This is a genomic window from Acinetobacter sp. WCHAc010052 (genome assembly GCF_002165295.2).
GTDB lineage: Bacteria > Pseudomonadota > Gammaproteobacteria > Pseudomonadales > Moraxellaceae > Acinetobacter > Acinetobacter chinensis.
Genome location: NZ_CP032143.1, coordinates 390,520 through 414,636 on the forward strand (window position 1 = coordinate 390,520; position 24,117 = coordinate 414,636).

Genomic DNA, 24,117 nt, shown 5'->3' on the forward strand with positions numbered 1-24,117 from the left:
AAGGCGTCCGAGAATGAGCACCCAGTAAGTATTGTAAAGATTATGTTCCTGATTTCTGATAAAGAATGCTTCAGAACCATTCACCAGGATCATCCACGATGGCATTCAGCACCGGTTGCCACTGGCTCTGGATGCTTAAAAAATTCTTCTGTGTTTTGTCAAAAATGCTCAGACCCTGCATGGCCAGCTGACCGTAGGCAGAGCGTTCAGAAATCCAGGCAACAGGCTGCTGTTCAATTTTACTGAAAAAATCCTGAATATCTTTTGAACTTGAGCTGTTGGGTTTAACACGGTTTGCCAGTAACAGAATCTGCACCTTTCCTTTGCGGATACGTTTGATATCCTGTAAATGTTTCAGGAAACGGCGGGTACTGTCTATATCGAAAAAAGAGGGCTGTAACGGTGTGATAATGGCATGTGCTTCGCTGACCAGCTGCTCTGCATGCTCGCCTGAGAGTGCGCCTGGCGCATCAATAATCAGATAATCAATATTTTTAGGCACTTCACCGATGGATTTTTCATGACGCCAGTCCAGACTCTGTATCTGAGCCACTTCTTCAGGGCGTTGCTTCAACCATTGCAGAGAAGATTTCTGATTGTCTGCATCTGCAAGTGCAACCTTATATCCCTTTTGTGCTAAAGCAGATGCTAAACTGATCGCTGTAATGGTTTTGCCACAACCGCCTTTCTGATTGGCAATTAATATAGTTCTCATGACACCGTAAGGTTTTATTATATACCACCCTAGCATATCACTCTTTTGTGACACGGTTATGACACATGACAAAAGTCTTAAATTTTAATCACAGTTTTCAGGAACTGACCACAGGGAGTTTCTGATGTCGGTGTGGATGGCAATGCTGATCGGTGCAGCTATAGGAATTGTACTGACCACCATTATTCTGAGCAATACCCGCAATGGTCGTATCCGTGCTGAATATGAACAGTATATTGCCGAGCTTGAACTGGAGCACCAGCAGGCAATGGCTCAGGCTCAGAAGCGCAGTGTAAATACCAGTCGTGCGGTTTTAAAAGGAAAAATGGCAGAGCAGTTTGCACCTGTACTGCCTGAATTTCAGTATTTACCCAGCGATGCACGCTTTCTGGGTGACCCGGTCGACTATGTCGTGTTCGATGGTTATACAGATTTCAGAGATGGCGATGGTTCAGCGGAAGACATCGAAGTGGTTCTGATTGATATTAAAAGTGGTGGAGCGAGACTGACCCGGGGGCAGCAGGCAATTGCTGAGGCAATACGTGAGGGACGGGTGCGTTTTGAAACCATACGTATTGATTTTAATGACTGAATAATGTCATGATTTTTATCATTTTATAGAAATATTCTGAAAATATGAAACAGCTGGCTGTCTGTATTCTGTGTGTGATTGCGCCTTTGTGGATCTGGTCAAAGTATTTCAGAACCATTCCTGATATGAAAACACCTGCTTTACAGCAGAGTGTGGTGATTGAAAAAAGAGACGATTTTTCGGGTGACTACATTGTGGCTGCGAAAAAAATATATGGTGCCCGACAAAGTTCACGACATCTCAGATCCACCGGTACCAGTAATCATCATGAATTCAGTGATATCAGCACTGTGGATCTGTTGCTGTTAAAAGCACCTTATGCGCAGTCGACCTATCTGAAAGGACTGGACTACAGCCAGAAAAATCGCTGTATTTATGCAGATATGAGTTATCTGAGCAGTGTCAGTCCTGAGCTGAAAGAACACACCTTTAATATCAATGTGATCGCAGATAATGCCTTTGTTGCTAAAACACTGCGGAAGCTGAAAAAAGGGCAGATTATCCGTCTGGCAGGCTATACGGTCGGTGTTGAGTCTGTGAAGAACCGTCATGGTTATTATCAGCCCTTGCACAGAAACCCTCAGTGTCAGAAGGTGTTGATAGAGTCCCTGGTCATACTGGGTTAACAGCAGATTTGGTGGCTCGGGCAAGGAACATCAGTTGACCTGGGGCAGGGATGCCTTTGGCAGCAATGTACTGCTTTTCCGTAAAGATAAATCCATGTTCAAGCATCTGCTGTTCAATATTGCGGTTCAGATGACAGCCATCCGCCAGGCGTTTCTGTACTGGTGTCAGCAGATGCTGTAACTGACGGATTTTGCGGTTTTCATTGTGCAGGACATGCTCAACCAGATGCACAGTACCTGAAGGTTTTAAAACGCGGAACATCTCTTTTAACGCCTGATCCAGGTCAGCAATACTGCACATGGTCCACGTACTGACAATATGATCCAGGCTGTTGTCCGCAAAAGGCAACTTTTCTGCACCTGCCTGGATATGACGCACCTGAAAAGGATTATGGTGTACACGATCCAGCGCGAGTTGATAAATTTCAGTGCTTGGCTCCAGCGCATAAATTAAATCGACATTCTGGTAAAACGGTAAATTCAGCCCAGTACCAAAACCAATCTCAAGTGCTTCACCCTGCACAGGAAGTAGCAGCTCACGGCGCAGATCCATCAGTGCTGGAGTCTGCATCACCTGATTAAGCAGATGAGGAAAAATATGCTGCTGATAAAATTTATAAAGCATGTGTTTCTCTTATTGATGGTTTTATGATGGACAGAAATAAACAGAGAATGACGACAAAAATATGACGGAATTCATTCATATTGTTACTGTAAATTAAAAATTGCTTAAGACAGATGTTTTATCATGCCTGTTCAGTTTGGGGAATGTACAGGTGAAACAGATGAAATTTAAACTCATCATCAGCAGTGTGCTGGCCATGCTCGCAATACAGAGTCATGCTGCAGCCGATAATATTGCTAAAGGGTTAGCGCCTGTCATGAAGGATCAGTCTATTTCGGTACTGCAGCCATTTAAAGGTGATTTTCGTATTTTAGGCTCAAAAGTCTATACTGAAGATGAACAGGCAAAGTTCTCACCGATTGATTATGCAGTGAGCTGGGGACTGTTTGCTGAACCTGAAATTGCCCGTCACATCAGCGTAAATCAGTATGACCGTTATCTGAACTGGAAAATGGACCGTCTCCCTGTTCCTGCCAGTCAGGCAATACAGATGGTGTCCAATATGCATATTATTCCTGCCAGTCCTGCAGTTGCAGCTCAGATTAAAAACGTAAAACGTGGCGATCTGGTCCGGCTGAAAGGCGAACTGGTGGAGATCAAGGACAAAGATCTGGTGTGGACGTCTTCGCTGACACCTGATGACACCGGTGATGGTGCATGTGAATTATTTCGTGTAAATTCAATTCAATGGATTGAAAAAGTAAAAGGCTAGAAGCCTGTTGTAAATGAGTCCGATTGAATGAAAAAGTTACTGGTTCTGATGACAGGTGCAATCCTGCTTGCAGGGTGTGGGAGTATGAGCCCAACTGTGGATGGACAGACGCATGTCTATACACTGAAAAAGAAATGCCCATCCTTAATGGAAATGGATGTCGGTCAGGTGATCGAACTGACCCTGGCTGAAAACCCATCTACAGGATATGGCTGGAAAGTAAATTCTGAGCATCAGCTGTTTGAGATTCAGGAAACTTATCAGCAGGGGAAAAGTAATCAGAAAAACGTGGTGGGCAGTGGAGGCGAACGGGTATTCCGTTTTACTGCGGAAAAGCCAGGTGAAGAACTGATTGATGTAAAACATGTCCGGGCATGGGAAGGAAAACCTGTGGATGAATGGACATGTAGGGTGCGTATCTCCTGAAAACTATAGCTTAAAGCTATAGTCAGGAAAATCAGTTCTTTATTTTACAGTCAGAGCAGGGCTTTCAAACTTAATACCATCCCAGCCATTCTGGATAAACTGACGGATGTTCTGATGGTCTGTGGCTTCAGGGCTTGCCAGCACAGATGCATAATGTTCTGCAAACAGACTTAAGGTCTGCTCAGGGTTCAGGCTGTTCAGTTTTGCAAAAGCAAAGACTTTGGCACTGCCCTGATTTTCAGTGGCAGCATTATGCTGAGCACCATTTTGAAAAGCAGTAGGAGTATGGGTGTAACGGGCTTCTATATAGCTGATCACATCTGCAAATTTTGCTTCGCCTGTCTGTAACTGCGCAAGTAAATCCTGAGCCATAATTTCCTCAATCTGGTATCTGTTTTAAGCAGAAAGACTATCGTAATTTTTATTGTCATTCATCATAAATTTTAAGCACAGTCAGATTTCAGCTATAGTGCTGTGGATAAAATGACAGTTATACACAAAGCCGGAGGTTGAATGAACTGGTTACTTGTTGCAGCAGGTGGGGCGATTGGTGCAAGTCTGCGTTATGGGGCAGGACTGTGGCTGGTCAGACCGCAGAGTTTATTCCCTTGGACAACCTGGTCGGTCAATCTGCTGGGCTGTTTTCTGGCAGGTGTATTTTTTGCTTTCAGTCAGCGTTTTCCTGTACTTCAGAATGAAACACGGCTGTTTATTATGGTAGGAATATTGGGTGGCTTTACCACATTTTCAAGTTTTGGACTGGAAACTTTTCAACTGATCCGCCAGGGGCAGTTTTCCGTTGCCATACTTTATGCATTTACCAGTCTGGTTGTGGGACTGGTGTGCCTGATTGTCGGTTTTTATATATTTCAGATTTTGCTGGCGAACAGATAAAAAAAGAAGCCAGGGTAAGAGGAGAATACGCTGACTTCAAAATGTCTCTGGAGGAGATCATGAAGTTCATTGTAGGTTTACATTCTTAACGGAAGCTGAAGGGTTTGTAGTGCCAGAGTAATTTTTATAATAAATTCAATTATATTTTTCACACAAGAGATGTATTTCTTACAAACAGACTAAGCAGCTCGAATGTTCTCTGCAGAACCGATGAATAAATCTGTATGCAGGAAAATGATCAGATCAGAATATCTGTCTGCTGTGATTGAGCATTTAGCTCAAAACAGAGCAGCATACAGTGATGCCATGATGCTGTCCTGTTCAGTTTTAAACTCAGTGCTGCACAGGCACCAGTTCTTCAAAAACATCATTCAGGTTGTCATGCACTTTCAGATGAATCAGATTCCAGTACTGACCTGAAATTGTTCGGTTCACCATCAGGGTATCTGGTGAGGGCTTAAAGACATCCCAGTATTTGAGTGATTTTTTCACCAGTTTCATGCCGTCGTGATGTGCCGAGTTTTCTGCAAAATCATAATGAGTCGTCAATGGACGCAATAAGACTTCCAGCCAGGCGTTGTACAGTTCTTCTGGAAATTTGCCTTTTTCAGCAAGTGCATCCAGCTCAGTCAGCTGGTTTTCAATGGTGCTGATATCCAGCTGTCTGCCTGCATTTACCAGTGTTTTAAAATGCCCGATAATGTCACTGGATAAAGTTTTTACCCCACCAAAATCATAAATGATTACGCTGCCATCTTCACGGAAAGCGAAGTTACCTGGGTGCGGGTCGCAGTGAAAACGTTTAAGGAAAAACATCTGCTGACCCAGTGCCTGAATCAGACGACGACCGATCTCATTACGGACTGTTAAATCCCAGCTGCTCGCTGTCTCAATACTTTCACCTTTTTCCAGGCTTAAGGTCAGTACACGCCGTGAAGAATGTTCTTTGTAGACTTTGGGAATAATGATTTTGCTGTCCAGTGCCTTGTGAAAGGTGCGGAATACTTCCAGGTTCTGCGCTTCAATTTCATAATTCAGTTCTTCATGCAGGCTTTCCTGGATTTCATGAAACAGGCGATCCTGAAGTTTTTTATCAACTTTAATCACGCCCATTAAACGCAAAGCCAGTCGAACCTGTTTTAAATCACTTTCACAGGCTTCATCCACACCTGGATACTGAACTTTGACCACGACAGGCGTGCCATTATGCAGGGTGGCTTTATGCACCTGTCCAATAGATGCTGCTGCAAAAGGCTGTTCATCAAAATGCGCAAAGGATTTATTCAGAGGCTGTCCCAGTTCTTTTTCCACCTGTTGCTTAATTTCAGCAAAGGGCATCGCGGGTGCCTGACGCTGTAGTTTAGCAATCGCTTTTGCCACTTCAGGCGGGAAAATATCTTTATACTGAGATGCAATCTGACCGACTTTCATGACTGCGCCTTTCATTTCCCCCAGTGTGTCGGCAATCTGTACACCAATGTCCTGAAACAGTTTACTGCGGGCTTCATTTTTCTGATCTTCATCGGCATTAAAGTTGCGGATGGAGTTTGAAACTGTTTTGGTCGCAATGCTTGCTGTCATACTGGCAAGCTTCATAAAACGTTTACCTGGTGTACTTGCACTTTTAGACATGTGTGGATCCCCGTGCCTTGTTGGAATACTGGCTGTTTTTGATCATAGGCGACAATGCTTCAACTGCCTACTTTAAATTGTTAAAAGATTGTTTCTTAATGACTCTTATCTGCAGATCATGTGGCGAAAAATTATCTGGTCAGACAGTCGGGCAGGAACGGACAATATAAATTCCGTTAAAATAAACAGAGATGAAGCAGTTTAAATGATGGGTTATACGTGAAAATTTATCGTTATTTAACAGGAAAAGATGATGTCAGTTTCTGTGCCAGGGTGACCAAAGCCCTGAATGAAGGCTATGAGTTATATGGTGCTCCCACCATGACGTTTAATGGTACAGATGTCATTGTCGGGCAGGTGATTCTTAAAAATGATGCAACAGATGCGGAAGTGCCTCAGGGACTGAAAGATGCTCTGGTGAAATTACAGAAATAAAAACAGCGCATGTGTCATGTCTTTATCTGGCGGACATGACACATACTTTACCGATTTCAGCCAGGCAGGCTGACCCGTTTATTCATCATGATCAAGCGGATAATTAATAAGACACAGGCTATACTCAGACCAACAATCAGTCCTGTCCAGACACCTGATGCCCCCATTTCCGTATGACGTGCCAGGTAAATCCCAACAGGGAATGCAATTACCCAGTAAGCAAGCATGGTGATCCACATTGGACCTTTGGTGTCCTGCATACCACGCAGACAGCCAGCGGCACTGACCTGCCAGGCATCCATGAGCTGATAGCCGATGGCGAACAGCACCAGATACACTGCAATCTCTGTCACAGCATAGTCAGTTGTGTAAATCGCTACAATCTGATGGCGCAACAGCCACATCAGCAACATGGTGATAAAAGCAAAAACAGTTGCGGTCAGGAGTCCGACCTGCTGGACTTTTCGCATTGCTTCCCAGTTCTTTTCACCATAATACGTCCCGACCCGAATGGTCAGTGCCAACGCAAGTGACATTGGAATCATAAACAACTGTGAAGTTACAGAAATGGCAATCTGATGAGCAGCAATGGTGACTTCACCCAAAGTACTCAGCACAATCGCACCGGTACTGAAAATACTGACTTCAAAGAAGATGGCGAGACCGATCGGAAGACCCAGTTTAAGAATCCGTTTGATCAGAACCGGATTGATTTTCTCAAAATGAGTCAGGGGCTGTGTACGCTGATAGCGTTTCGCCCTGAATACATACACAGCTAAAACAATAAACATCAACCACTGTAAAATTGCGGTTGCAAAACCACAGCCAGCACTGCCTAAATGAGGAACTGGACCGATGCCATACATAAAAATAAAATTCAGAGGAATCAGCACGACCAGGGCAACCAGACTGAGCAGCGTCACAGGACGTGGATAACCCAGGGCTTCTGAATAATTCCGCAGAGCCGCATACATAGTGACAGCCGGCATACCAAAACCGATTGCATGTAAAAACAGACTGGCTTTAGGCAACAGGGAGTCGGGTACACCAAACAGTGGAAGCAGTAACGGCATTGCCTGTAAAATCAGCATGGCAATAATCCCCAGCACCAGAGCAACCCAAAGTGACTGGCGTACAATGGACGGGATTTTTTCAGGTGTACGCGCACCATTGGCTTCTGCAACCAGTGGTGTTGTCGCGATCATGATTCCGCTGAACAGCAGCATGATGGGAATCCACAGTCCAACACCCACTGCAATCGCAGCAAGGTCTTCAGCAGACATATGACCTGCCATAATCGTATCAATCAGTCCAAAACCTGCATAGGCGAACTGAGTGACCAGTATGGGCAGCATGAGATGAAACAGTTGCTTTAATTCAAAGCGGGACGTTGTGGCAGTCGTATTTGACACAAGAAGTACTCGTTTTAAATGTGCTTAGAATAAAGAAGGATCAGCGTTGCAGAGTGAGAAGCACACCTATGAAAATCACCACGCTGCCTAAAAGGCGTTGCCAGTTGATGGGTGTTTTTTCGACCCCGAGCCATCCGAAATGATCGAGCAGCATCGACATCATGATCTGTCCAAAAATAATCAGACCTGACAGGGTCAGAAAACCCAGTCTGGGTGCGGTGTAAATGCTGATACTGATGGCATAGACACCCAGGCATCCTCCGAACCACAGATACAAAGGGATCTGATTTAATTCCTGTAAGGAAGGTTTTGCCGCAGACTGAAAAAACACAAAAAAGGCGAGCACTATTGTACCAACTAAAAATGACAAAAGGGCAGCCTGTAACGGCGAGTGTAAATATTCTCTGAGCTGAGAATTGATCGCCGTCTGAAAGGTCATGGCAATGCCGATGCCCATTGCCAAAGGAAGCAGCAGGAGAAACTGGCTCGAAAGTTTCATCATCTTATAATCGTGTATTTTTTATCTGGTTGAATTTCAGTCTAATGGAAATTTATGCTATGAGCGAATTTATACAGGTTGATTTCTGAAAATGGTCTAGCGTTATGTGGCTCGATGAGTGAAAATTATTCCACCTGATACACCTGCAATAACAGCACCAGGGAAATTCCACGAAATTAAAAACATAAAAGTGAAAATCATAAAACCGACCAGGATGGAATAAATACTGACCTCTTTTTTGAAAGGAATGTTCATTGCAGTCTGATAATAATAGGAACTTAAATGTGCAAAAATAGCTACACATGCAAAATACAAAAAAGTTTCAAAAAAAGAACTGTTCATTATTTCCTGTAAAGATGGCATATTTTTTCCATTTATATTTTCTATCTTTTCAAGAAAGAGCAATTCAGGAAATAAACTTTTAAAGAAAAACGACGATAGGCTGTACCTTGTCCTGCATGAATGTTTACGCTCGCCTCAGTTAAACCAGAACTTTTCAGTCATTCAGCTCAGTATATCGGTTACGGATAAAAACAGGGTCAATTTCCATGAATTCTGTTTTCTTTTTCCTGGACTGACATACTGAACGAAAACGAAGTCAAAAAATCATTTGTACTCTGCTTTATGGGTATTTGGGCGAACAGGTCAGACTCATGTTAAAATTATGCATTCTCCATACCGTTCTGAGCTTCTTCCTTGGCAGATTTAAATCCTCAAAATATTCCCCTTTCTCTGTATATTCACATGCCCTGGTGTGTGCGCAAATGTCCGTACTGTGACTTCAATTCTCATGCGGTGCCTGACGGTGCTCTGTCACAGGAACTGGAGCAGGAATATTTACAGGCGCTGGTTGAAGATTTTAAAACCCAGACGGATTTCGCGCAGGGACGTAAAATTCATAGTGTGTTTATTGGAGGGGGAACTCCCTCGCTGATTTCAGCTCAGGGTTATGTATGGTTGTTTGCTCAGTTAAAAGCACTGATTCCTTTTGAGCAGGGATGTGAAATTACACTGGAAGCCAACCCGGGAACGGTGGAACATGATCCTTTTGCGGATTATCTGGAAGCCGGGATTAACCGTCTGTCCATAGGGGTGCAGAGCTTCAATACTGATCATCTGCAAAAACTGGGGCGGATTCATTCCAGTGATAATGCGGTGACTGCGATTCAGCATGCCAGAGCCGCAGGCTTTGAACGGGTCAATGTCGATCTGATGCACGGTTTGCCTGAGCAGACACTGGAACAGGCATTGCTTGATCTGAAACTGGCGGTGGAAAGTGGTGCAACGCATATTTCCTGGTATCAGTTGACCATTGAACCCAATACAGTCTTTTTTCGGACTCAGCCGGTTTTACCTGTCGATGAAGTCCTTGAGGACATCCAGGAGCAGGGTGAACAGTATCTAAAAGCCCACGGTTTTATCAATTATGAAGTGTCTGCATGGCGTAAAGAGAAACCTTCGGCACACAATCTGAATTACTGGCAGTTCGGGGATTATCTAGCAATTGGGGCAGGAGCACATGGCAAAGTGACACAGCCTGATGGTGTGTACCGTTATCAGAAAACCCGTTTACCTAAGGATTATTTAGCCAGAGTACCCGCAGAAAATCTGCAGTATAAGCGTATCGAACATGATGATATGCCTTTTGAATTTATGATGAATGCTTTGCGGTTAAATGAAGGCGTTCCTGCTGAGTTTTATCCCGAAAGAACAGGCACAGCACTGGCGACTGTTAAACCTTTACTGGACTCTCTGAAACAGCGTCATTTAATGGTGGATGATGAAAACCGGCTGGCGTGTACTGAACAGGGGCACATATTTTTAAATTCCGTGCTGGAAGAGTTTTTATGATTTTCACGGTTTGCAGCGGAAATAACTGAGCCATGATTTATCTGGCACTGGCTTTCATCGGAATCATTTCAGGCATGATCAGTGGTGTTGTGGGGACGGGTTCATCCATTATTTTATTGCCCATACTGGCTTATATTTTTGGTGCAAAACTGGCCGTGCCGATCATGGCAATAGCTTCAATTATGGGAAATATTTCCCGTGTCATACTGTGGCGACATGAGCTGAATGTTAAAGCTTTTTTATTGTTTGTCAGTACAGGTATCCCTGCTGCTGTTTTAGGAGCAAATACCCTGTGGGCGATTCCGCCTGCGCTTTCCAGTCTCTGTATCGGACTGTTTTTTATTGCGCTGATTCCACTGCGCCGCCTGGCAAAACATCATGGTTTTCAGTTAAACCGTTTTCATCTGGTGATTGCAGGTGCATTACTGGGTTTTCTGACGGGTGTGGTTTTTTCTACAGGACCTTTACTGTTGCCGGTATTCAGTGGTTTTGGTCTGACCAAAGGTGCTTTACTGGCAACAGAAGCAGCGTCTTCCTTTGCGTTATATGCCTCTAAAAGTATTGCTTTTGGCGCACTGGGGATTCTGAAACAGGATGTGCTTTTGGCAGGGGTAATGGTTGGACTGTCATTGATGGCAGGCAACTATCTGGGCAAATTAATGGTGCTGAAAATATCGGAACGCATGTTCAACTTATGCCTGGATGGCATGTTGCTGCTGGCCGGAGTTTCGATGCTGTGGGGCGTGTTTTGAGTAGTATTAAAAACAGATAAATAAGTGTGTGCAGCATTTTTATCATGAAAACAACAAATCAATAACAAAGGCTCTAAGTAGCTGTTCGGTCGTCTGTTTTAAAATATTGTCTATATATTATTCAATAAATTGAAGTTGCAGTGGCACTGTCCATTTTAGACGAACTGAGTGAGTTTTTGTGCATGCGTGATTCCCGATATCCCTTTGTGAAAATGCTGTGGGTTCTGAGCCTGTCAGGATTGGCTTTAACAGCACCTTTGGCATATGCAGATTCAGAGGATCGAACGGAACTGAGACCCGGTCATCCTGTTTATGATCTGTGGGATCAGTTTTATAAAACGGAAAAAAATAATCCTGCACAGGCTGAACAGATTTTAATTCAACTGACAGAAAAAACGCCCCAGGATGTGCGTGTCTGGAAAAGTCTGACTTATTTACAGATTAATCAGAAAAGACCGGAAGATGCATTAAAAAGCATTACCCAGGCACGTGAACTGAGTCCTCAGGATGAAGAACTGACCCTGCAGCAGGCATATTTACTCAATGGTCTGGGACGAAATGCAGAAGCAGTCAGCGTATTTAAAACTTTGCAGAATTCACAGAACCCTCAGACCAAAGCCACAGCTGATCAGGCGGTTCTGAATCTACAGGGGGATCAGAGCAGCACAGGCAGTGCTTATTTTGCAGATATCTATTTTTCGCCCTCTTATGAAGACCGTTTTTCGATGGGTGTTTCACCACTGAAAGCACGTGCAGGACGTTACTTTGGCGAAAGCCAGCAAGGTCAGGTCTATGGTTTTGCAAGCTTAAACCGGGATACAAAATCGAAGGGTAATACCAATCCTGCGACTTTGCACAGCAATGCTTTAATTTTTGATGACAATGCTGCCATTGTGGGTGTGGGTGTGAGTTATCAACCCTGGTTGAATGTTCCAGTCCGCACCTATGCGGAAGTTGGTGTCAGCTATGATCTGATTGACCGTGACCGTTCCAGAACTCGTGAAAGTGTGGTTGCGGGCGTTACAGGCTATGAAGAATGGCAACATCAAAAACTGACCGAAAATACATCTTCACCGAACTGGTATACAGATGCTTATGGCAACATCGCGACTTATTCCCGTGAAGATTATTCAGTTCTTTCCGATTTAAGAGTGCGCTCAGGGCTTTATTTTGCCGACCATGGACTGAAGTTCTATGGCAAGGTACATGCGATTAATGACACGGCTCAACGCTATTACAATAATTTAATTGAAGTGGGTCCTAGCATCTCATGGAAGCCATTTAAGCAATTTCCAGCCACACTCAGCGTGGAAAAAATGTATGGCAAATATATCTCAGGCACACCCTCAGAAATCAAAAACACCTATGACAATACCCGCGTGGAACTCACTTTCTATCATGGATTTTAAATATGACTGCACAAAAATTTAAATTAAGTGTTGTTTTTGGAACTCGTCCTGAACTGATTAAAGTTGCTCCTATTATCCTGCAGGCACAGCAGGATGAGCGTTTTGATGTTGAGGTGATATTTACAGGTCAGCATGATGAACTGGTTCGTGATGCCATCGATTTTTTTGAAATCAAAATTGACCATCGCTTAAAGATGATGAATGCAGGTCAAAGTCTGAATCAGTTGCTGATCCAGGGTTTACAGCAGCTGGAAACCGTTTTTACGGATGGACAGAAACGGGATGCTGTGATTGTGCAGGGTGATACAACCACCGTACTGGCAGCAGGACTGAGCTCATTTGCTCTCAAACAGGCTGTTGCTCATGTAGAGGCAGGGCTGCGTTCTTATGATATGGATCATCCATTTCCTGAAGAAGGCAACCGTCAGCTGGTGTCACGTGTGGCACGCTGGCATTTTGCACCGACCGCGCAGTCTGGGCAGAATTTAAAAAATGAAATGATCAATCCTGAGCATATCTGTGTCACTGGTAATACCGTTGTGGATGCTGTTCGACTGGCGAAACAGCGTATGGATGATGGACGTAGTCAGAAGCTGATGCAGGAGCTGGGATTAAATTTTAATCCAGAGCAGAAAGTGGTACTGGTGACAGCGCATCGACGTGAAAATTTTGGTGAAGGGATTGAGCATATCTGTCAGTCAATTCAGACACTGACAGAGCATTATCCTGAACTGAATTTTGTCTGGCCGGTACACTTAAATCCAGCTGTACATCAGGTGGTACATGGATTCTTTAAAGACCATAAACAGGTACATCTGTTACAGCCGCTGGATTATCCAAACCTGCTAAATATGATGCATCGGGCATATTTTATTATGACGGATTCGGGAGGACTGCAGGAAGAAGGTCCATCCTTTAACAAGCCGGTACTGATTTTAAGAACAACCACAGAGCGTCCAGAAGTTGTCGATGTGGGCGCTGGTGTACTGGTTGGAACAGACAAAGAGCTGATTATCGAACATGCCAGACGACTGATGGATGATAAAAAATATTATCAGCAAATGTCAGAAGTGGAAAATCCCTTTGGAGATGGTCATGCATCTGAACGTATTCTGGAACGGATGTACCAGGATGTCTTTGGACGCTGAATGATGGAATGTACCTGATCTGACTCAGACATCAGGTATTCATTTTTTGCCATAAAGCAATCATATATACAGATGGTCGGCTCAGATAGTGTGGACCATCAAAGATATAGACTTTCTGGTTCTGATAAGTGTTGAGCTGCTGAATAATTTCCCAGGGATAGGCAGCTCGGAAACCACCACCACGTTTAGGTCTGAATGCTTCAACCACAAGGACGATCCGTTCTTTGCCAAATTTATGCTGCAGATTTTCCAGTATTTTTTTTGCCTGGACTGGGGTGCGTACACCTGTACCGACACCATCCTGGAAAAAAACCTGAGTCTGTTCAGGAAGCCAGCTGCCTAACCACAGATCATAAGCGGCGGGTTCGGCTTTAGCACTGTATATACTGACCCATAACGGTTTAGGTAGAGTTTTGAGGGTTTGTCCCAGTAAGCCAACACCTAACCAGGAGGGATCGGCTTCGACAGGAAAATAATAGGCTGTCGGTTTCTGTGTTAACTGCTGTTCCTGAATAAACTGTAGTGACATTTCGCCATGGCGGGCTACATTGGCGCGTGCCTGTTTTTCATCATACTCACCTGAAAGCCCCAGAATCAGATGTTTTGCCCATGCATTCTGCTGGATTTTTTTCCAGTCAGGCAGTGGATTCCATTGCGGAATATTTTGCGTAGGAACCCATGATTTACCATCCACCACACCAAACTGAGGTACGAAAGTCCGTACCCCGAGCAGATCCCAGTTGCCGCTTGGTCTGGTCTGTAAAGTCGGTTGCCAGAAAACACCAACCACCTGAGCAGGTGGTACTGTACCAGGCGTTGCCCATACAGTACCCAGTAACAACACACTGATCATGATGCTGACATAGAGACTGATTTTAATCGTCTTTTTTCGTATCATTTTTACGTTTACGCCATAGTAACAGAAGCATGATGACTACAATTGCAAATAAGCCGAGCATGATCCAGAGGAAGCTGTTGGATTGTTTAATCACTGCCTGCTGCGTTTTCACCGGAGAAATATTTTCCAGGATATGCAACTGTCCTTCAGATGAGACAAAAATCTGTCCTACATTATTTGGAATTTCACTCTGAATGCCAGACCAGTACTGGTTAAAGGTATTGGCTCCAAGCTCGTTACTGGTAATGAAGTGTACATTGTCGTTGGTGAACACCGCAAAAAAACCATTTTGTGCAGTAGGTGCGTAGAGCATATTTTCATGCTGTTTCACCAGTTGCTGATAGGTTGCAGCATCAATACGGATATTCACTTTTTCAGGTGCTGCTGGATTAAATGTTGAAATCTGCAGCTTGACTGGTGCATTGGTCAGTAACATATCTTTGGCAGACTGCATGGCGGTGACAGCCATTCCCAGACTGCCAGGATCACCGGATACCGCAATTTTGGGTGTGGCGGCAAGAGATGATGAAGCACTCATGACCCCGATTTTTAATGTATAAGGCAGTGTCAGCTGAGATTTTTCTGTATTGACCCAGACTGCGCCGTGTGCAGCGGGCAGACATTGGGAGTTGGCAATAATTGAGTTTTCCAGATGTAAATTATAATTTGGCTTAACTTCAACTTTGGCACCTAAAATATTAAACTGGCGATCAAGCGGTTTTTCTTCCAGATAAGCCAGCTGAATATTTCCTGCCAGCTGATCATTGATCCAGGCGGAGATTGAAGAACCTTCAAGCAAACCGGTCTGTGAACGCAGTGAAATAATACCGGAAAGACTGTCAGAGGGTTCCCAGACGGATGGGAAGGCTAAACTGAAATTATATTTGTCCAGACCTATCCTGAAGTCCTGGATACCAAAATCTGCCAGGGTATTGAATGTTCGGGCGGTTGCCCATTCAGGCTCAGAAACTGAGGAGGTGATACTGGCGGAGTCACCGGTCAGCTGATTGTTGAACTTTGGTTGCAGCAGTACGCGGGCAACAGCTTCGAGCTGTTCAGCCGTGGAATATTCGATACTTAATGTCGGAATCCCCTGAACATAGCTTAACTTTACAGGTGCAGTAGTTAAGTTCGGAACCTGTTTGATATTAATCCGATAATCAGCCGGCTGCTCTGTTTTCTGTTCAGGACGGAACCACTGAATCTGCCTTGCATGTTCCCAGCCCACGACCAGTCGCGCCAGTATATTACGTTCAGTTATGCTTTTGGTGTTGTAGTCAAAAACAGCTCTGAGTGGTGTTTTACTCGTGAGTTTAGGGTTGTACAACGCATCTGGCAGTTCACTTAAACGGAGCTGTGAACGGTGAGGCTGATAACTGATTTCTGCCTGTTCAAGTGAGCTGATATAAATGGGTGGTTCAGCACACATGTTTTCTTTTGAAGTGGTCTCACGGTTTTCAACAATAAAATCCAGACGGTGAAAGCCACTTTTTTCAACAGGCAGTGGAAAGCTCAGAAGACCGGTGCCATCTAAAGTTGTTCTGTAAATGGGTTTGTCATTATAAGTGACCAGCAGGTGCGTATTGGGGTCGGTATTATATTTTGCTTTATATACCGCATTGTTCCATTGCTCGCCTTGACCGACATAAAAATACTGACTGATCTGACTGCGTTTGTTCTGGCTTAAAACATCGTTAAATGTCCAGCTGGCAGGGACAGCGGCATGAGATAAGGTCGTCATGAAACTCATGGCACTGGTTGCCAGCAGGCAGAGGGAGAGGGTTTTGAAATGGAAAGTTTTCATTATTTTTTCTCTTTGCTGCGTTCAGTTTTATACCATTGAATACCTTCACCTTTGATTCTGCTTTTCAGCATGTCGTAGGCGGCTTTGACAACGATAATCAGGAAAACTTGTGAATATGAAAAATAAGCAATCACTGAATAAAAATACAATTCAGGTTTTACTTTTTCTAAAGATAAGGTAAACCACATCTGAGCAATATACAGGCAGAATGAGAGCCCCCATAAAGCAACGAAGGGTCCTGGAATGGTCATGCCTGCGATATTCAGCAGCCCTAAAACCAGTGCGACATGGCTCCAGAAAAGGGCAGGTACAAACATGATGTAACACATGATGTTGTTGCCAATTTCAACGCCAATTGGAAAGGGTTTTCTCAGGGCAATCGGGAGGTATTTTTCCGTAACGTAGAAATTCCCCTGAGTCCAGCGTGAACGCTGTTTAATAAATACCTCAAGAGAGGGTGGGTCCTGCTGCCAGCCGATTGCATAGGGAACCCACTTGATTCTTTTACTGCCCAGAAAGACACGGAAGCTCATTTCAGTGTCATCCACCAGGGATTTTTCATCGAAACCACCTAAGGTATCCAGCGCATTTCGCCAGATCACATAATTGGTGCCCATCAGGGTGGAAAGACGGAAACGGTTCCATCGTCCACCCTGAAAAATCCACTGAAAGTAAATAAACTCAATTGCAATGAAGCGCGTTAAAATACTGTCACGCCAGTTCCGGGTTCGGACTTTACCATTCACTGCAACCAGGCTTGAATCTGCAATCAGTGTCTGGGCCAGTAAGCGTACACAGTCAGGCTCAGGTGTACTGTCCGCATCATAGACCACGATCAGCTCACCTTTGGCATGCGGTAAACCATTGTTCAGGGTTCTGGATTTTCCTTTTCCTCCCATACCTTTGGGAACATTGACAATCTTGATGCAGGGATAGATTTTTGCCAGCCGTTCAGAGATAGCGAGGGTATCGTCTTTGGAACCGTCATTGATTAACAGAACTTCGTATGATGCTGATGGATAATCCTGCGCAGCCATAGCATGCAGGGTGTCTTCAATCACGACTTCTTCGTTGTAGGCAGGAATAAGCACACTCAGCATTGGCCAGCGTTCAGGTGTCGGCAAATTTTTCAGTTCGTCGGCGGCTTTACGTGAATATTGCCAGGCTGAATAACTGAGCCAGGCCCAGAAAGCCTGAGGAATCCAGATGCCAATAAAACCAAATAAGAAAATTAAATTAATCGGTTCCATTTTTCCTTACTTTTCTAATGATAGAAATGCTTAAAAGGACAAACAGTCCTATGCCAAGTAATAACGAGACCCATGAAATGGAGCTACCTAAGGTACTCAGAATACTGGGGTAACGGGTGTTGAGTATCAGGTCCATGGGTAATAAAACAAAACTTACAATCAGTAAGCCGTAACCAGCGGGAGTGGTATGAATCCGTTCATAATCACTTTTAAAATCAATACCATTAAACCGCCAGGACAGCCCGAACTCAGGTGCCTGTATATTATGTAGAGGGATAGTGTCCGCAGGATTCAGAATGATCTGTTTGCCCACAATCAGGTGATCTTTAGTGGTTGTCGCATACAGGGTGAGCTGATTGAATTTAATCTCACGCGCAGGCAGAGGAAGCTGTCCGATACCGCGTGTATGCTGAATTAAATATGTGCCTTTCGGCTGAATCAGTAAATTGGCATCCCAGCCATCAGGGACATAAGCCGCCACGGGGCGTAAGCCGAAAGCTGTGGCTAAGGTCGCTTCTGATGAAAAATAGTCTGGATCTTCAAGTCGGTATTCCAGAACAGGGACGGCACCGCGTTGCACAGCAGATTTAAGCGTTCGGTAATATGCCCAGTTCACAGTAGAAGGAATAATAATGCCTGGTTTGATTCCATTCTCAAGCATCCGGTTAAAACTTGCGGAGTTGATCTGATCGTAGCTGTACAGAGGCCACCAGGTACTCTGTGACGGAAAAAAGACATGAATTTCCCGTGTACGGTGAATGGGCAGTTTTTCATCAGGACTGGCGGGTTGAATTTCAAAACTGCATCCATATTCCTGCTTATAGATTTTCTGCAAAGTTGGATCGGGAAAATGCTGTACTGAAACTAAAAACGCCCCACATATATTAAGGAGTATGGACATAAGCCTCTCCCTGCTGAGCACTGTGAGTCTCAATCAGCTGGCTGTGTATGTCGAACTGCAGACTGTCAATATTTTTGAGTGCTTCAAGAAACAGAGGAGTCTGTTCCTGAGAGGCATTCTGTCGAAATACAATACTGCGGATCTCGTCCAGGTTTTCAGAGGCAAAATGATAGACCGCCCCCTCATTTTTGGTTGCCAGAACCTGAATAATTTTATTTTTTCTCACCAGCCATTCATGTTCACCCAGCATTTCCTGAATCAGAACGACATTGGTGATTTTGATATGAATAATTTCATAATAGTTGAGGGACAAAAACGGCAGGACTTTCAACACTTCCTGACTGGTGTTCTGCCATGCCCGCAGGGGAAGCAGATCGGTGTTGTAATTACTGATAAATGCTGCTGCATCTGAACTTTCCTGTTTGGTTGAATACAGGTTGTAACGGACAGCACTAAGGAAAAGTGGTGCAAACATCACAGTGAACAGCAGTAAAATCTGACGCTGAATATTCAGCATGGAAGAAAGATCAAACAGGAAATAAACTGAAACGCAGAAAAATGCGATAACACCAATCAGAATGGCTGTTCCAAAGCGGACCAGTGCACCAGAAATCATCAGTGTAAGCACGAAAAGCCAGCCACCACGGTAGCTCGAAGGGAGCCACTCATAACCGACAATACCAATAAATGCGATTGCCAGGATAATCCAGTACAGGACGGTTTGAATATGGTGACTTTTCATAACATCAGCCTGTTATTTGTAAATAAAATGTATGACATCTATTTCTGGCACAGACGACCGAAAGACGAATTTATAAGAATCTTCTTAAAGATTTATGGTGAATAAACACATGTTTATTGGAACTTTTTTTAATCGGATTTTCTGTTTTATTTTATTTAAGGATCAGTTTTTTTTGTGTGTTATTTGTGCTTTTTGTAATCTGACCAATTTATGGTTCTGAATCTGTTGCTATAAAAAAAGACCGCCGGAGCGGTCTTTTTTTATTGACTGAAAACTCAGTAGTCGAAGCTGAAGTGTTCAGTTTCAAGAGACATTGTTGTTTTGGATGGGTTAACCATTGATTCAGCATGACCCTGTGTACGAGGCAGCAGCTGGTCAAAGTAGAAGTTTGCCACTTTGATTTTTGCTTTATAGAACTCAGGAACTTCAGAACCTGTGCCCGACGCCAGTTTTTCTGATGCTACAGCAGCCTGTTGCGCCCAGTAGAAAGCCATCATTGAATAACCGGAGAACATCAGGAAATCTACAGATGCAGAAGAAACAACGTCGCGGTCTTTACGTGCTGCCAGCATGATGCGGACAGTCAGTGCATTCCACTGTGCACAGATTTTGGTTAAATCCCATGCAAAACGGCGCATGTATTTATTACGTGCATGCTGACCACAGAATTTCAGAATTTCAGCGGTGTATTCACGAACCACTTTACCTTTAGAGGAAAGCAGAACTTTACGACCGATTAAATCAAGCGCCTGAACACCTGTTGTACCTTCATACAGTGTAGAGATACGTGCATCACGTGCAATCTGTTCCATGCCGTGTTCTTTGATATAACCATGACCACCGAAGATCTGCATACCGTGGCTGGCAGCTTCCTGACCCATTTCAGTTAAGAAACCTTTCAGGATAGGGGTGTAGAAGCCCAGTTTGTCATCGTATTCATCAAATTTTGCCTGATCACCCTGTGCCAGAGCATCTGCCATTTTATCTGCAAGCTGTGCTGCATGATAAATCATGGAACGACCGCCTTCAGCAATGGCTTTCTGAGTCAGCAGCATACGGCGTACGTCAGCATGGTGAATAATGGCATCTGCAACTTTGTCTGCATCTTTTTTACCAGACAAAGCACGCATGGACATACGTTCTTTTGCATAAGGCAGAGCACCCTGGAATGCAAGTTCTGCGTGTGCAAGACCCTGTACCGCAGTACCGATACGTGCTGTGTTCATAAAGGTGAACATGGCATGTAAGCCTTTGTTGATTTCACCGATCAGATAACCTGTTGCGCCATCAAAGTTCAGTACAGCTGTTGCAGAAGCACGGATACCCATTTTGTGTTCGATTGAACCACAGGTTACCGGGTTACGCTCACCCACACCACCATCAGCCGTTGGCAGGAATTTAGGCACGATGAACAGCGAAATACCTTTGGTACCTGCAGGTGCATCAGGAAGACGTGCAAGCACAATATGCACGATGTTTTCTGTCAGGTCATGTTCACCCGCAGAAATAAAGATTTTTGTACCTGAAATGGCATAAGTACCATCTTCTTTCGGTTCTGCTTTGGTTTTTACCTGACCTAAGTCTGTACCACACTGAGGTTCAGTCAGACACATCGTTCCAGACCATGTACCAGCAGTCAGGTGAGGCATATAGATGTTTTTCTGTTCATCTGTACCAAACTGCATGATTGTGTTCATACAGCCCATACTTAAACCTGGGTACATGGTGAACGACCAGTTTGCCGTACCCATCATTTCAGACTTCACCAGGTTCAGCGACATTGGTAAGCCCTGACCGCCAAACTCTTCTGGATAGGACAGACCTTGCCATCCACCCTGCACAAACTGATCATAGGCTTCTTTAAAGCCTTTCGGTGTGGTCACTTCGCCATCTTTAAAATGACAGCCTTCTTCATCGCCTGACTGGTTCAGCGGAGAAAGAATGTTTTCACAGAAATCTGCAGCACCATCAATGATCATATCAATTGTATCTGCATCAGCATTTTCACCGGTTGACAGTGTTTTGTAATGTGCTGGATAGTCAAATACTTCATTCATTAAGAAGCGGATATCACGTACGGGAGCTTTATATGCGGGCATGAGATGTCATCCTGAATTCAAATATAGTTATGGGTTTTCACTCTATGGATTTATTATTCAATTTTACTTCTATAAATGCATTGATAAGAAGTCCCGAAAAAACTGTCAGAAAAGCGAATCTGAGCGGAAAGGCTAAATGCCTCCTGTTCACTTTTTGTTAAGATAACAGTATGACTGGATTTAAGTCATATGTATGGATTCTGTACTAAAGTATAAATAAATTAAGGTTTTTATAAGTTTTATGAAATTAAAATATTTAACATTCAGTTTATTTGCTCTGAGTTTAACAGCGTGTTCACAGCATGTCATAAAATCCACTCAGAATAAGTCTGCCACTGTGGAGCAGGATGCAGTGAGTGCCATGAATGCGATGTTTGAAACCTCAGGTTTTGATTATCGTGGCAAAACTACGCTTCAGGCAAAAAGTACAGAACCTGCAAAGTCCTCAAAGAATGCAGATCATCAGACCAGAACACTTGAGCCTGAGTTGAGACGACAGCTGGAGCAGTATCTGACAGGGCAGGGCGTAAAGCTGAGTTCTGAACAGAAATCACTGCTGTTCAGTCAGCTTGCCCAGGAACAGTCATCCCATACAGATCGGTCAGCAGACGCTTCATCCCGGTTTCTTCGGAGCGCAGTCAATATTCTGAATGACCTGAAGTTTGATTATGAGGGTTCGGTACATTATCGTGACCGGCTGGCAACACTGAATATGAATGTTCAGTACCTGAAACCGACGTTACAGATTCAGGCTCAGTTGCCCATGATTGCAGACCTGAAAAATTATCGCTTCTACACCAACTATTTTGCCCTGATGCCATTTCTGGTGAACAGTGAAAGCCAGGATACCTATGCCTATGTCGATTTTTCTAAGTTCAAAGGTGACATTGAAAAAGTCGATATTAAAAAATTTGCAGAATATCTGCGTCAGATGAATGCAGTTCCTTTTGTGCTGGCTGATAAAGGTCAGCTGCATGAAAGCACGGTGACGGCTCAGGATCAGAAACTGGGGATTCACCGCAAAATCCGTTATCAGGGTGATATGGAAACACTGATGATGCAGATGGCAATTTTTGAAACTGTAAACAGGGACTATGTGCAGAAGCAGATTCTGAAAATTACAGATACAGAACAGGCTGCTGAAAAAAACCATGCTGAATCTGAGGTTCAGGATAATGATGGAAAAGGGGGAGCTGACGAATCCCTGTCACTGGCTCAGAAAGCCTATGATTCTGAGGAGCGGGTTGCAGAGCTGGTGAACAGCCGTTTACATGAGCTGATGTACCATCATGATGATCATGAGTACGCGAAACATGCTGAAGCAGAGGCTGAAAGTCAGGAAAATGATTCGAGTGCTGCATATGCCGCTGCGGCTGCGACAGATGCTGCTCCATCTGATGAAGATATGCCTGCCGAACATATGGATTCTGAAGAACAGCAGAGCGTAGCCGATGCAACTGCAGAACAGTCAGACATCCTTTCCAGGGAAGCCTGTTATGCAATACAGACAGCAGGTTCAGCGGTTCCGATGGGAAGTGTTTCTCAGTGCCAGTATTATTATGGTATTCGGGTGCTGAAAGAGGCTGAACAGAAAAAGCAGGCAACCGCTCCAGGTATGCAGGCAATTTCAGCACTGATCAGTGTTGAACCTTTATTTTCTCCCTATCAGCAGCGGGTGCTGATGACGGCTCAGGATGTAAAAACCTTGTGGCATAAACATCAGGCTGAAATTCAGCAGATGATGGCTGGAACAGCTGATCAGCGAACGCCACTGGTGCTGGACATTGGTATGGATGCGCAAGGGCGTCTGATTCAGCTCGATACGCATGTTGACTGGAAAAGCCCTGAAACAGGAAAGATCAGTCTGCTCAATCAGCTGGCAATCAGCAATTATGGTCATGCAACTGCCATTGACCGTAAACTGATGCAGAATGCCAGATCTATTGATGAAGTCAGCAAAGGTTCCATGTTTGAAAAAATGGTGAAATCTTTTACAGGAAGTCTGGAGTCATCTTCAGCTGATCAGAAAGCATCTGGGAAAACCGACAGCAAATCGCTGGAAAAAAATATTGCCGAAATTGCAGAACAGACCTTTACACGTACAGGTTCAGAAGTCCGAACGTATCAGGCAGTTTTTGTTCCGGAAATGACAAAACGTTATCCTGAACTGCTGAAACATTATTCTACGGCACAGTTGAATGAAATTTCTGAAGTTTATGCTTATTACTTTATGGAAGAAAAACAGGAACAGCTGAAAGGAAAAGCATTGCAGCGTCTTGAAGCGTTGCAGAAAAAGCATCAGCTGATTCGTTCAGACCAGTTTGATGATGCGGGTGCCAGTATCGAACAGGTTGTTACTGATGCGGTGAAGCAGGTTCAGACACACCAGAAATGGGCAAAACTGAAAAAGCAGCTCGGAACTGAGCAGGCGGTGTTTGCACAGTATTATATGCAGCTGTTCAGTGCGGATTACGAGATGAATGCAGAACAGCAGCAGAATCTGAAAGCTGTTGCGGCTGTTCTTGCGCAGGCTTATATGGATGACCGAAAAGGCAGACTGTCAAAAGCATCAGTCAAAAATCTGAAAGCTGCGCATGATGGTTTCTATGATGGTGATCTGTACCGTAAAGCCTATACGGATGTGACAGAAAATCTGAATCCATAAGCAGATTCACATTGTCAAAGTGATAAAAAA

At 44.1% G+C, this 24,117-nt stretch carries 23 protein-coding genes; 11 read left to right on the top strand and 12 right to left on the bottom strand.

The features are described from left to right. Positions 1–70 precede the first annotated feature (70 nt). Complete coding sequence (locus tag CDG61_RS02215) at positions 71–715, bottom strand: ParA family protein (protein ID WP_087512875.1); 645 nt, start codon at positions 713–715, stop codon at positions 71–73. A gap of 124 nt (positions 716–839) precedes the next feature. Here CDG61_RS02215 and CDG61_RS02220 point away from each other — a divergent pair, with 124 nt between their 5' ends. After that, positions 840–1,307, top strand: coding sequence for a Holliday junction resolvase-like protein (locus CDG61_RS02220; protein ID WP_087512874.1), 468 nt, complete (start codon positions 840–842; stop codon positions 1,305–1,307). A gap of 44 nt (positions 1,308–1,351) precedes the next feature. After that, complete coding sequence (locus CDG61_RS02225) at positions 1,352–1,933, top strand: hypothetical protein (RefSeq protein ID WP_087549898.1); 582 nt, start codon at positions 1,352–1,354, stop codon at positions 1,931–1,933. Here CDG61_RS02225 and CDG61_RS02230 read toward each other — a convergent pair. Further along, positions 1,920–2,558, bottom strand: coding sequence for a class I SAM-dependent methyltransferase (locus CDG61_RS02230; protein WP_087549899.1), 639 nt, complete (start codon positions 2,556–2,558; stop codon positions 1,920–1,922). The genes CDG61_RS02225 and CDG61_RS02230 overlap by 14 nt on opposite strands. Positions 2,559–2,754: 196 nt before the next feature. Here CDG61_RS02230 and CDG61_RS02235 point away from each other — a divergent pair, with 196 nt between their 5' ends. Continuing rightward, the gene (locus tag CDG61_RS02235) at positions 2,755–3,270 is read left to right on the top strand and encodes a hypothetical protein (RefSeq protein WP_416240705.1); all 516 of its coding nucleotides are present in this window, start codon (positions 2,755–2,757) and stop codon (positions 3,268–3,270) included. A 27-nt stretch (positions 3,271–3,297) separates the two neighbouring features. Beyond that, on the top strand, positions 3,298–3,696 hold the full coding sequence (locus tag CDG61_RS02240) for a protease inhibitor I42 family protein (RefSeq protein WP_228199603.1): 399 nt from the start codon (positions 3,298–3,300) through the stop codon (positions 3,694–3,696). A 39-nt stretch (positions 3,697–3,735) separates the two neighbouring features. Here the strand turns inward: CDG61_RS02240 and CDG61_RS02245 are convergent, their stop codons facing one another. Next, positions 3,736–4,068, bottom strand: coding sequence for a HopJ type III effector protein (locus CDG61_RS02245; RefSeq protein ID WP_087549901.1), 333 nt, complete (start codon positions 4,066–4,068; stop codon positions 3,736–3,738). 141 nt (positions 4,069–4,209) lie between these two features. Between CDG61_RS02245 and crcB the strand changes: the two genes are divergently transcribed. Beyond that, positions 4,210–4,590, top strand: coding sequence for a fluoride efflux transporter CrcB (gene crcB / locus CDG61_RS02250; protein ID WP_087549902.1), 381 nt, complete (start codon positions 4,210–4,212; stop codon positions 4,588–4,590). 333 nt (positions 4,591–4,923) lie between these two features. On the opposite strand, the gene CDG61_RS02255 is transcribed toward crcB, so the two are convergent. After that, positions 4,924–6,222 carry an ABC1 kinase family protein gene (locus CDG61_RS02255; protein ID WP_087549903.1) on the bottom strand — a complete coding sequence of 433 codons (1,299 nt, stop codon included), beginning with the start codon at positions 6,220–6,222 and terminating at the stop codon, positions 4,924–4,926. A gap of 219 nt (positions 6,223–6,441) precedes the next feature. On the opposite strand from CDG61_RS02255, the gene CDG61_RS02260 reads away from it, so the two are divergent. Next, positions 6,442–6,657 (top strand): DUF1737 domain-containing protein, encoded by a 216-nt coding sequence (locus tag CDG61_RS02260; RefSeq protein WP_087549904.1) that lies wholly within the window; start codon positions 6,442–6,444, stop codon positions 6,655–6,657. A 56-nt stretch (positions 6,658–6,713) separates the two neighbouring features. On the opposite strand, the gene CDG61_RS02265 is transcribed toward CDG61_RS02260, so the two are convergent. Both CDG61_RS02265 and CDG61_RS02270 read right to left on the bottom strand, forming a co-directional pair. Then, positions 6,714–8,012, bottom strand: a complete 1,299-nt coding sequence (locus tag CDG61_RS02265) for an MATE family efflux transporter (protein ID WP_087549905.1) — start codon at positions 8,010–8,012, stop codon at positions 6,714–6,716. Between the two features lie 97 nt (positions 8,013–8,109). Then, a complete protein-coding gene (locus CDG61_RS02270; RefSeq protein ID WP_087512865.1) occupies positions 8,110–8,571 on the bottom strand; it encodes a DMT family transporter in 462 nt (153 codons plus the stop codon). A gap of 693 nt (positions 8,572–9,264) precedes the next feature. Between CDG61_RS02270 and hemW the strand changes: the two genes are divergently transcribed. The 4 genes from hemW to wecB all read left to right on the top strand — a co-directional run bounded on the left by hemW (position 9,265) and on the right by wecB (position 13,728). Further along, complete coding sequence (gene hemW, locus CDG61_RS02280; RefSeq protein WP_087549907.1) at positions 9,265–10,419, top strand: radical SAM family heme chaperone HemW; 1,155 nt, start codon at positions 9,265–9,267, stop codon at positions 10,417–10,419. 32 nt (positions 10,420–10,451) lie between these two features. Then, on the top strand, positions 10,452–11,171 hold the full coding sequence (locus CDG61_RS02285; protein ID WP_087549908.1) for a sulfite exporter TauE/SafE family protein: 720 nt from the start codon (positions 10,452–10,454) through the stop codon (positions 11,169–11,171). A 182-nt stretch (positions 11,172–11,353) separates the two neighbouring features. After that, entirely contained in the window at positions 11,354–12,580 is a 1,227-nt protein-coding gene (locus CDG61_RS02290) for a tetratricopeptide repeat protein (protein WP_205671796.1), read from the top strand. Between the two features lie 2 nt (positions 12,581–12,582). Further along, positions 12,583–13,728, top strand: a complete 1,146-nt coding sequence (gene wecB, locus CDG61_RS02295; protein WP_087549909.1) for a non-hydrolyzing UDP-N-acetylglucosamine 2-epimerase — start codon at positions 12,583–12,585, stop codon at positions 13,726–13,728. 31 nt (positions 13,729–13,759) lie between these two features. Here wecB and CDG61_RS02300 read toward each other — a convergent pair whose 3' ends face one another. From CDG61_RS02300 to CDG61_RS02325, 6 genes are all read right to left on the bottom strand, one after another. Beyond that, on the bottom strand, positions 13,760–14,626 hold the full coding sequence (locus CDG61_RS02300; protein ID WP_087549910.1) for a hypothetical protein: 867 nt from the start codon (positions 14,624–14,626) through the stop codon (positions 13,760–13,762). Next, positions 14,604–16,430, bottom strand: coding sequence for a hypothetical protein (locus CDG61_RS02305; protein WP_087549911.1), 1,827 nt, complete (start codon positions 16,428–16,430; stop codon positions 14,604–14,606). Before CDG61_RS02305 ends, CDG61_RS02300 begins: the two co-directional genes overlap by 23 nt. Continuing rightward, entirely contained in the window at positions 16,430–17,680 is a 1,251-nt protein-coding gene (locus CDG61_RS02310; protein ID WP_087512858.1) for a glycosyltransferase family 2 protein, read from the bottom strand. Before CDG61_RS02310 ends, CDG61_RS02305 begins: the two co-directional genes overlap by 1 nt. Next, positions 17,667–18,581, bottom strand: a complete 915-nt coding sequence (locus CDG61_RS02315) for a hypothetical protein (protein WP_087549912.1) — start codon at positions 18,579–18,581, stop codon at positions 17,667–17,669. The genes CDG61_RS02310 and CDG61_RS02315 overlap by 14 nt, the downstream gene beginning before the upstream one ends. Further along, the gene (locus CDG61_RS02320) at positions 18,565–19,323 is read right to left on the bottom strand and encodes a hypothetical protein (RefSeq protein WP_087549913.1); all 759 of its coding nucleotides are present in this window, start codon (positions 19,321–19,323) and stop codon (positions 18,565–18,567) included. Before CDG61_RS02320 ends, CDG61_RS02315 begins: the two co-directional genes overlap by 17 nt. Before the next feature lie 275 nt (positions 19,324–19,598). Then, a complete protein-coding gene (locus CDG61_RS02325) occupies positions 19,599–21,422 on the bottom strand; it encodes an acyl-CoA dehydrogenase C-terminal domain-containing protein (protein ID WP_087549914.1) in 1,824 nt (607 codons plus the stop codon). A 241-nt stretch (positions 21,423–21,663) separates the two neighbouring features. Here CDG61_RS02325 and CDG61_RS02330 point away from each other — a divergent pair, with 241 nt between their 5' ends. Further along, entirely contained in the window at positions 21,664–24,087 is a 2,424-nt protein-coding gene (locus tag CDG61_RS02330; RefSeq protein WP_087549915.1) for a hypothetical protein, read from the top strand. Positions 24,088–24,117: the final 30 nt, after the last annotated feature.

Coding starts and splice junctions, on each gene's coding strand:
- CDG61_RS02215 (WP_087512875.1), bottom strand. CDS start 715: ATGAGAACTATATTAATTGCCAATCAGAAAGGCGGTTGTGGCAAAACC.
- CDG61_RS02220 (WP_087512874.1), top strand. CDS start 840: ATGTCGGTGTGGATGGCAATGCTGATCGGTGCAGCTATAGGAATTGTA.
- CDG61_RS02225 (WP_087549898.1), top strand. CDS start 1,352: ATGAAACAGCTGGCTGTCTGTATTCTGTGTGTGATTGCGCCTTTGTGG.
- CDG61_RS02230 (WP_087549899.1), bottom strand. CDS start 2,558: ATGCTTTATAAATTTTATCAGCAGCATATTTTTCCTCATCTGCTTAAT.
- CDG61_RS02235 (WP_416240705.1), top strand. CDS start 2,755: ATGCTCGCAATACAGAGTCATGCTGCAGCCGATAATATTGCTAAAGGG.
- CDG61_RS02240 (WP_228199603.1), top strand. CDS start 3,298: ATGAAAAAGTTACTGGTTCTGATGACAGGTGCAATCCTGCTTGCAGGG.
- CDG61_RS02245 (WP_087549901.1), bottom strand. CDS start 4,068: ATGGCTCAGGATTTACTTGCGCAGTTACAGACAGGCGAAGCAAAATTT.
- crcB (WP_087549902.1), top strand. CDS start 4,210: ATGAACTGGTTACTTGTTGCAGCAGGTGGGGCGATTGGTGCAAGTCTG.
- CDG61_RS02255 (WP_087549903.1), bottom strand. CDS start 6,222: ATGTCTAAAAGTGCAAGTACACCAGGTAAACGTTTTATGAAGCTTGCC.
- CDG61_RS02265 (WP_087549905.1), bottom strand. CDS start 8,012: ATGCTGCCCATACTGGTCACTCAGTTCGCCTATGCAGGTTTTGGACTG.
- CDG61_RS02270 (WP_087512865.1), bottom strand. CDS start 8,571: ATGATGAAACTTTCGAGCCAGTTTCTCCTGCTGCTTCCTTTGGCAATG.
- CDG61_RS02285 (WP_087549908.1), top strand. CDS start 10,452: ATGATTTATCTGGCACTGGCTTTCATCGGAATCATTTCAGGCATGATC.
- CDG61_RS02290 (WP_205671796.1), top strand. CDS start 11,354: ATGCGTGATTCCCGATATCCCTTTGTGAAAATGCTGTGGGTTCTGAGC.
- wecB (WP_087549909.1), top strand. CDS start 12,583: ATGACTGCACAAAAATTTAAATTAAGTGTTGTTTTTGGAACTCGTCCT.
- CDG61_RS02300 (WP_087549910.1), bottom strand. CDS start 14,626: ATGATACGAAAAAAGACGATTAAAATCAGTCTCTATGTCAGCATCATG.
- CDG61_RS02305 (WP_087549911.1), bottom strand. CDS start 16,430: ATGAAAACTTTCCATTTCAAAACCCTCTCCCTCTGCCTGCTGGCAACC.
- CDG61_RS02310 (WP_087512858.1), bottom strand. CDS start 17,680: ATGGAACCGATTAATTTAATTTTCTTATTTGGTTTTATTGGCATCTGG.
- CDG61_RS02315 (WP_087549912.1), bottom strand. CDS start 18,581: ATGTCCATACTCCTTAATATATGTGGGGCGTTTTTAGTTTCAGTACAG.
- CDG61_RS02320 (WP_087549913.1), bottom strand. CDS start 19,323: ATGAAAAGTCACCATATTCAAACCGTCCTGTACTGGATTATCCTGGCA.
- CDG61_RS02325 (WP_087549914.1), bottom strand. CDS start 21,422: ATGCCCGCATATAAAGCTCCCGTACGTGATATCCGCTTCTTAATGAAT.
- CDG61_RS02330 (WP_087549915.1), top strand. CDS start 21,664: ATGAAATTAAAATATTTAACATTCAGTTTATTTGCTCTGAGTTTAACA.